Source organism: Streptomyces regalis, from assembly GCF_001509475.1.
GTDB classification, from domain to species: domain Bacteria; phylum Actinomycetota; class Actinomycetes; order Streptomycetales; family Streptomycetaceae; genus Streptomyces; species Streptomyces regalis.
Genome location: NZ_LLZG01000193.1, coordinates 1 through 1,427, shown reverse-complemented (window position 1 = coordinate 1,427; position 1,427 = coordinate 1). Strand labels below are relative to the sequence as shown.

Sequence of the window (1,427 nt, the reverse complement as noted above, 5' to 3'; positions counted from 1 at the left end):
GGTTGCGTCCTGAGAAGTGGTGTACGGGTTCGACCTGATGTGGGGGTTTGCTCCGGCATCGGGATGGTGCCCGCATAGATGAACGGCCACCGGCTGATCTTCGAGGTGTCGAAGCTCGAAGGAGATCAGCACGATGACCGCACCAGACAGTCTGCCCTTGCACGCCCTCGCCGAGGACAACCTCGCGGCGGCGAGTCCCGATCTGCTGCGCGCGATGGTCAAGACGTTCGCCGACGCGCTCATGTCCGCCGAGGCAGACGCCCTCTGCAACGCCGAATACGGGCAGGTCAGCGACGAACGCGTCAACCACCGCAACGGCTACCGCCCCCGCGAGTGGGACACCCGCGCCGGCACCGTCGAACTCGCCGTCCCCAAGCTGCGGCAGGGCAGCTACTTCCCGCACTGGCTCCTCGAACGCCGCCGCCGGGCCGAACAGGCACTCATCTCGGTCGTCGCCACCGCCTACCTCCTGGGCGTCAGCACACGCAGAGTCGAGAAACTCGCCGAGTCCCTCGGCGTCACCCAACTGTCGAAGTCCCAGGTCAGCGCGATGGCCAAACATCTGGACGAGCAGGTCGCAGCCTTCCGCAACCGGCCCCTGGACGCGGGGCCGTATGCCTTCGTCTGGGTCGACGCACTGACCCAGAAGGTCCGCGAGGGTGGCCGCATCATCAACATCCACGCCCTGATCGCGGTCGGCGTCAACGCCGACGGCCACCGCGAGATCCTCGGCATCGACGTCGCCACCGCCGAAGACGGCGCCGGCTGGCTCGCCTTCCTGCGCTCACTGACCGCCCGCGGCCTGTCCGGCGTCCAGCTGGTCATCTCCGACGCTCACACCGGCCTGGTGAACGCGATCGGCGCGGTCCTGCCGGGCGCCTCCTGGCAGCGATGCCGCACCCATTACGCCCGAAATCTGCTGAGCCAGGTCCCGAAGTCGGCTCAGCCGTGGGTGGCCACCTTGCTGCGGACGGTCTTCGAACAGCCCGACACCGACGCCGTCCGGGCTCAGATGCGGCACGTTCTGGACGCGCTGGAGGCCAAGTTCCCCAAGGCGGCAACCCACTTGGACGCCGCCCAGCACGACCTGCTGGCCTTCACCGCGTTCCCGCGTGAGATCTGGCGGCAGATCTGGTCGAACAATCCGCAGGAGCGGCTGAACAAGGAGATCCGGCGCCGCACCGACGTGGTCGGTATCTTCCCCGACCGCACCGCCGTGATCCGGCTGGTCGGCGCGGTGCTGGCCGAGCAGAACGACGAGTGGACCGAGGCCCGCCGCTACATGGGACTCGACCTCCTGGCCAAGGCCCGCCTCCACCCGATCGAGTCAGAAACGGACGAGACCGTCCTGCCGACCGAACTCACCGCATAACCTCAAAACGAGATCACCGAATGGCCGTCGATACACCACTCCAGCGGACGTGACC

The 1,427-nt window shown here is 67.6% G+C and carries 1 protein-coding gene; it reads left to right on the top strand.

Going from position 1 to position 1,427, the window contains the following annotated elements; genetic code table 11:
• The first annotated feature begins 133 nt into the window (after positions 1 to 133).
• A complete protein-coding gene (locus tag ADL12_RS21775) occupies positions 134 to 1,372 on the top strand; it encodes an IS256 family transposase (RefSeq protein ID WP_062704353.1) in 1,239 nt (412 codons plus the stop codon).
• The last annotated feature ends 55 nt before the right edge of the window (positions 1,373 to 1,427 follow it).